This is a genomic window from Kocuria sp. CPCC 205231, assembly GCF_040980965.1.
Taxonomy (GTDB): Bacteria; Actinomycetota; Actinomycetes; order Actinomycetales; family Micrococcaceae; genus Kocuria; species Kocuria rosea.
This window is the reverse complement of sequence record NZ_JAVKPP010000038.1, coordinates 1-5744: the sequence shown is the minus strand read 5'-3', so window position 1 is coordinate 5744 and position 5744 is coordinate 1. Positions and strand designations below refer to the sequence as shown.

At 70.1% G+C, this 5744-nt stretch carries 5 protein-coding genes; all 5 read left to right on the top strand.

Going from position 1 to position 5744, the window contains the following annotated elements; all coding sequences use genetic code 11:
* On the top strand, nucleotides 1-1116 hold a 1116-nt coding region (locus RF640_RS18595), incomplete at its 5' end, for a Mu transposase C-terminal domain-containing protein (protein ID WP_368828629.1).
* A gap of 19 nt (nucleotides 1117-1135) precedes the next feature.
* The gene (locus RF640_RS18590; RefSeq protein WP_368828628.1) at nucleotides 1136-2023 is read left to right on the top strand and encodes an AAA family ATPase; all 888 of its coding nucleotides are present in this window, start codon (nucleotides 1136-1138) and stop codon (nucleotides 2021-2023) included.
* 225 nt (nucleotides 2024-2248) lie between these two features.
* Complete coding sequence (gene merA / locus RF640_RS18585; RefSeq protein WP_368828627.1) at nucleotides 2249-3694, top strand: mercury(II) reductase; 1446 nt, start codon at nucleotides 2249-2251, stop codon at nucleotides 3692-3694.
* 112 nt (nucleotides 3695-3806) lie between these two features.
* Nucleotides 3807-5195, top strand: coding sequence for an FAD-dependent oxidoreductase (locus tag RF640_RS18580; protein ID WP_058857607.1), 1389 nt, complete (start codon nucleotides 3807-3809; stop codon nucleotides 5193-5195).
* A gap of 91 nt (nucleotides 5196-5286) precedes the next feature.
* Nucleotides 5287-5676, top strand: a complete 390-nt coding sequence (locus RF640_RS18575) for a heavy metal-responsive transcriptional regulator (RefSeq protein WP_083529209.1) — start codon at nucleotides 5287-5289, stop codon at nucleotides 5674-5676.
* The last annotated feature ends 68 nt before the right edge of the window (nucleotides 5677-5744 follow it).

Genomic DNA, 5744 nt, shown 5'->3' with positions numbered 1-5744 from the left:
GTGATCGCCGCCATCGACCCCGGGCTGCGCACCCTGGCCCTGGAAGGAGACACCGCCTACCGGGACCGGTTCGAGCTGGTGCACCGGCGGTCGGCGGTGAGGCCCAATGAGCAGTGGCAGGCCGACCACACTCTGCTCGACGTCGAGATCCTCGAGCACCGGGGACGCCCGGTGCGGCCGTGGCTGACCGTGATCCTCGATGACTACTCCCGCGCGGTCGCGGGCTACACCGTTTTCCTCGGCGCCCCGAATGCCGAGCAGACCGCCCTGGCCTTGCACCAGGCGGTGCGGGCCAAGCCTGACCCGCGGTGGCCGGTGCAGGGGCTGCCCGAGGTGCTCTACAGCGACCACGGGGCCGACTTCACCAGCACCCGGCTGGAGCGGGTCTGCCTGGACACCCACATCCGGCTGATCCACTCCCGTGTCGGGGTCCCGCAGGGTCGGGGGAAGATCGAACGCTTCTACGGTACGATCACCACCGAGGTGCTCCCGCACCTGCCCGGGTACATCCCGCACGGCACCGGCGGCAGGCCCACCTCACCACCCGCCCTGAGCCTGGAGCAGCTCGACGCGGTGCTGGGGCGCTACCTCATCGAGGACTACCACTGTCGGGTGCACTCCGAGACCGGCCAGGCCCCGGCCGCCCGCTGGATCGGGGCCGGGTGGATTCCCCGGGCCCCGGCCCGGGGCGAGGACCTCGACCTGTTGTTGCTCACCGCCGCGACCACCCGCATCGTCCAGCGCGACGGCATCCGCTTCCAGGGCACCCGCTACATCTCCCCGGTGCTGGCCGCCTATGTCTCTGAGACCGTGACCATCCGCTACGACCCCCGCGACGCCGGCGAGGTGCGCGTCTACCACCAGGACACCTACCTGTGTCGGGCGATCGCCCCCGAACTGGCCGCCGAGACGGTCACCCTCCAGCAGCTGCAGCAGGCCCGGGGCGCCCGGCGCGCCGCGCTCAAGCAGCAGCTGCGCGCCCGGCGCAGTCTCGCCGACGCCCTGCCCACCGACGACCGCTGGGCACCACCACCCGCCCCGGCGCTGGACCCAGCGGAGCACATGCCGGCGGATCGGGCGCCCCGACACCGGTTGCGGACCTATGCCACCGACTGAGCCCGACTCCACGCGGAGCTTGCTGGGCAAGGACGACGACGGCCGGCGGTTCCTCTCCGGCACGTTCGGAGAGATCAACGGGCTCACCTCACCCCCGTATCCGGGCGCACCGGCGTTCTTGCCCACGCGGGAGCACCGCCGCTTCACCGAGTTCGCCGACACCGTCCGCGCCCACCGCTACATCGGCGTTTGCTGGGGCCCACCCGGGGTCGGCAAGACGCTCTCGGCCCGGCACTACGCCGGGGCCCCGGAATGGGAGCAGTGGCAACGAGACCTGGGCGAGGACCGCGGGCCCGGCCCCATTCCCGAGCGGGTCCTGCAGGCCCGCACCGCGCTGTGGACCCCGACCGTCAACGCCAGCCCCCGCCAGGTCGACCAAGCCCTGCCGCGGTCCTGCCAGCAGATCTCCTACGCCATCGACTACCACCGCCACGGCCGGGTCGACCCGTTCGTGCACCCCGAATCGCGGTCCTCCGGGCTCACCGAGCTGCTCATCATCGACGAGGCCGACCGGCTCAAGACGACCGGACTGGAACAGGTTCGCGACTACTACGACCGCCACACCATCGGGATGATCCTCATCGGGATGCCCGGCATCGACAAGCGCCTGGGGCGCTACCCCCAGCTCTACAGCCGGGTCGGTTTCGCCCACAAATACCGCCAGCTCACCCCTGAAGAGCTCACCGCCGTCCTGGTCCGCCGCTGGCACACCGACGGACTGGCCGGTGACGACGAGTTCACCCAGACGGTCGCAGTCGCCACCATCGCCCGGATCACCGGCGGCAACTTCCGCCTCGTCGACCGCCTCCTCACCCAGATCAGACGCATCCTGGAGATCAATCACCTGGCCACCGTCACCCCCGAAGTCGTCGAAGCCGCCCGCGACGCACTCCTCATCGGTCACTGACCACACAGGCCGGCCACCGGCTCCTGAGATCCACCAGCCAGACAGTGGCCTTTGGCAGCGACTCCTCGAGAAGGCCGCCGGGTCTGCGGCGAATACGGTCGTGCACACGACGTTGCCGCGACGACGTCTTGACCTTCCTCTCTAGGGGAAGGTGCAGGCTGGGCGCAGAGCGCAGCACACAGAAGGCCACTCGGGGCCTTCATCACGGATTTACGGAGGCCGGCCATGCCTGAGACTGGAACGCACGAAGTGGACCTGGCGATCATCGGTTCCGGCGGTGGTGCTTTCGCCGCCGCGATCCGGGCCACCAATCTCGGCAAATCAGTGGTGATGGTCGAGCGTGCCATGGTCGGGGGTACCTGTGTGAACACCGGGTGCGTGCCGTCGAAGGCGCTGCTGGCCGCCGCCGAGGCCCGCCACATGGCGCTGGACGCCACAGGACGGTTCCCCGGCCTGAGCACGTCGGCCGCCCGAGTGGACATGCCCGGGCTGATCACCGGTAAGGACGCGCTGGTGGAGGGGATGCGCTCGGACAAGTACCTCGATCTGATCGCCGACTACGGCTGGGAACTGGCCACCGGCGAAGCCGTGTTCACCGGAACCGCCGAGGACCCGGCGCTGGAGGTCACCGGAGCCGACGGTACCCGTCAGCAGGTGCGGGCGGCCCATTATCTGGTGGCCACCGGCTCCACCCCGATCGTCCCGGACGTCGAGGGCTTGGCGGAGGTGGACTACCTGACGTCCACCACGGCCATGGACCTGGACGAGGTGCCGGAGTCGTTGCTGATCATCGGCGGCGGGTACGTGGGCATGGAGCAGGCTCAGCTCTTCGCCCGCCTGGGCTCGAAGGTCACCATGGTCGTGCGGTCCCGGCTGGCCTCCCATGAGGAACCGGAGGTCTCCCGCACCTTGATGGGCGTGTTCGCCGAGGAGGGCATCCGGGTGCTCCGCCGGGCCACCGTCTCCTCCGTGGCTCCCGACCGGGATACCGGGGAGGTGGTGGCCACCGTCACGGGCCCGGGCGGGCAGGAAACCCTGCGGGCGACCCGGCTCATGGTCGCGGTCGGGCGCCGTCCGGTCACCGAGAACCTGGACCTCGGCTCGGTCGGGGTGGACACCGGTGAGCACGGCGAGATCGTGGTCGACGCCCGGATGGCCACCTCCCACCCCAGGGTGTGGGCGGCCGGGGACGTGACCGGGCACCCCCAGTACGTCTACGTGGCCTCGGCCCACGGGGTCACCGCAGTGGAGAACGCCTTTCACCACACCGGCCAGGAGATCGACTACACCCACCTGCCGCGGGTCACTTTCACCACCCCGGCCATCGCGGCGGTGGGCATGACCGACCAGCAGGCCCGGCAGGCCGGTCTGGCCTGCGAATGCCGGGTGCTGCCCCTGGAGTACGTGCCGAGGGCGCTGGTCAACCGTGACACCCGCGGGTTCGTCAAGATCGTCGCCGAGGCAGAGACCGGACGCGTCGTGGGCATCACCGCGGTGGCCAAGGACGCCGGGGAGCTTGCCGCGGCGGGCGTCTACATGCTCTCCGCCTCGATGACGGTGGATCAGGTCGCCACCCTGTGGTGCCCGTATCTGACGATGGCCGAAGGACTCAAGATCGCCGCCCAGTCCTTCCGCACCGACGTCTCCAAACTCTCCTGCTGCGCCGCCTGAGGACCGGCCTCGAGCGGGCCGGCCCTCCACCCACGGGTGGAGCCAGAGGCCTTGAACATCGAGCACGGCCTCAGGCCCACGCTTCACGAGCCACTGCACGAAAGGGGTAGTCATGGTCCAGCGATTGGTCGTCATCGGCGGGGATGCCGCGGGGATGAGCGCGGCCTCCGCCGCCCGCCGCCAGCTACCCCGGGAGCAGTTGGAGATCGTGGCCTTCGAACGCGGTCACTACACCTCGTATTCGGCCTGCGGCATTCCCTACTTCATCGGCAAGGACGTCGCCGACACCACGGAGCTGATCGCCCGCACCCCGCAGCAGTTCCGCGACCACCACGCCATCGACGCCCGCACCGGCCATGAGGTCCTGGAGATCGACCTCCACCGCCGCGCCGTACTGGTCCGCGACCTGGCCGCCGGCCGGGAGAGGTGGGAGGGCTTCGACCAGCTCATGGTCGCCACCGGCGCCACCCCGGCACGCCCGCCCCTGCCCGGGATCGGGGCACACGGCATCCACGGGGTCCAGACCCTCGACGACGGCCTCGCCCTGCGCGCAGTGCTGGAGCAGGACCGGCCGGGCCGGGCGGTGGTCGTCGGGGCCGGCTACATCGGCCTGGAGCTGGCCGAGGCCCTGTGCGCCTGGGGCGTGGACATCACCGTGATCGGACGCCCCCCGGCCCCGCTGCCGGGCCTGGACCCCGACATGGGCGCGCTCATCGCCTCCGCGATGGAAGGCTTCGGGATGGAGGTGCGGATGGAGGAGACCGTCACCGGCTTCGACACCCACAACGGGCAGGTCACCGCCGTGGTCACCGACCAGGCCACCATCCCCACCGATCTGGTGATCCTGGGCCTGGGTGTGACCCCGAACACCGCCCTGGCCGCCCGCGCCGGGATCCCCCTGGGGGCGACGGGTGCGATCACGGTGGACCGCCGGCTGCGCACCGGCATCGAGGGGGTGTGGGCAGCCGGGGACTGCGTGGAGAAGTTCCACCGCGTCTCCCGCCGCCACGTGGCCCTCCCGCTGGGCACCCACGCCAACAAGGAAGGCCGCACCGCCGGAATCAACATCGGCGGCGGCTACGCCACCTTCCCCGGAGTGCTCGGCACCGCCGTGACCAAGATCTGCGACGTCGAAGTCGGACGCACCGGCCTCGGGGAACTCGAAGCGCAGGCAGCCGGGTTCGACCCCATCACCGCGGTGGTCGACTCCACCACCCGGGCCGGCTACTACCCCGGGGCCAAACCCATCCGCACCAAGCTCATCGCCGAACGCGGCACCGGACGACTGCTCGGCGCCCAGATCGTCGGGGAAGAAGGCGCGGCCAAACGCATCGACGTGCTCTCCGTGGCGCTGTGGCACGAGACCCCGGTGGAGGAGCTGCTCAACATCGACCTCTCCTACGCCCCACCCTTCTCCCCGGCGTGGGACCCGGTGCTCATCGCCGCCCGCAAGACCTGGCAGGCCGTCGAAACCGACCGCTCCCGCACCGAACCCGGATGACCACCGACCCCCTCCGGGTCAGGCAGAACTCTGCGCCGGAACCTTCCTCTACCGTGGAAGGCCACAAGACAGTCCAGGATCGAGGTACACCGTGCGGATCGGTGAAGCCGCCGCAGCGGCCGAGATGACCACCAAAGCCCTACGGTTCTACGAACAGCAAGGACTTCTCGCCCCGGTGCACCGCGGTCCCAACGGGTACCGCGACTACCCACCAGAGACCGTCGCCCGCCTGCAGTTCATCCGCCGCAGCAAACTCGCCGGACTCACCCTGACCGAGATCCGGAAGATCCTGCAGGTACGCGACGCCGGGCAGGCCCCCTGCGCCCACGTAGCCGCCCAGCTGGACCAGCAACTCACCGACCTCGACCAGCAAATCGCTGAACTCACCGCTCTAAGGGCCTCCGTGGCCGAGCACTACCAGGCCGCCTCCCAAGGCGACCCCACCCAGTGCGATGCCACCCAGATCTGCAGCTACATCTGAGGCCACAGGAGTACCACAGCCGCCAATTACCTCTGCCAGAACACCGCCATTTACCGTCGACAGTCACA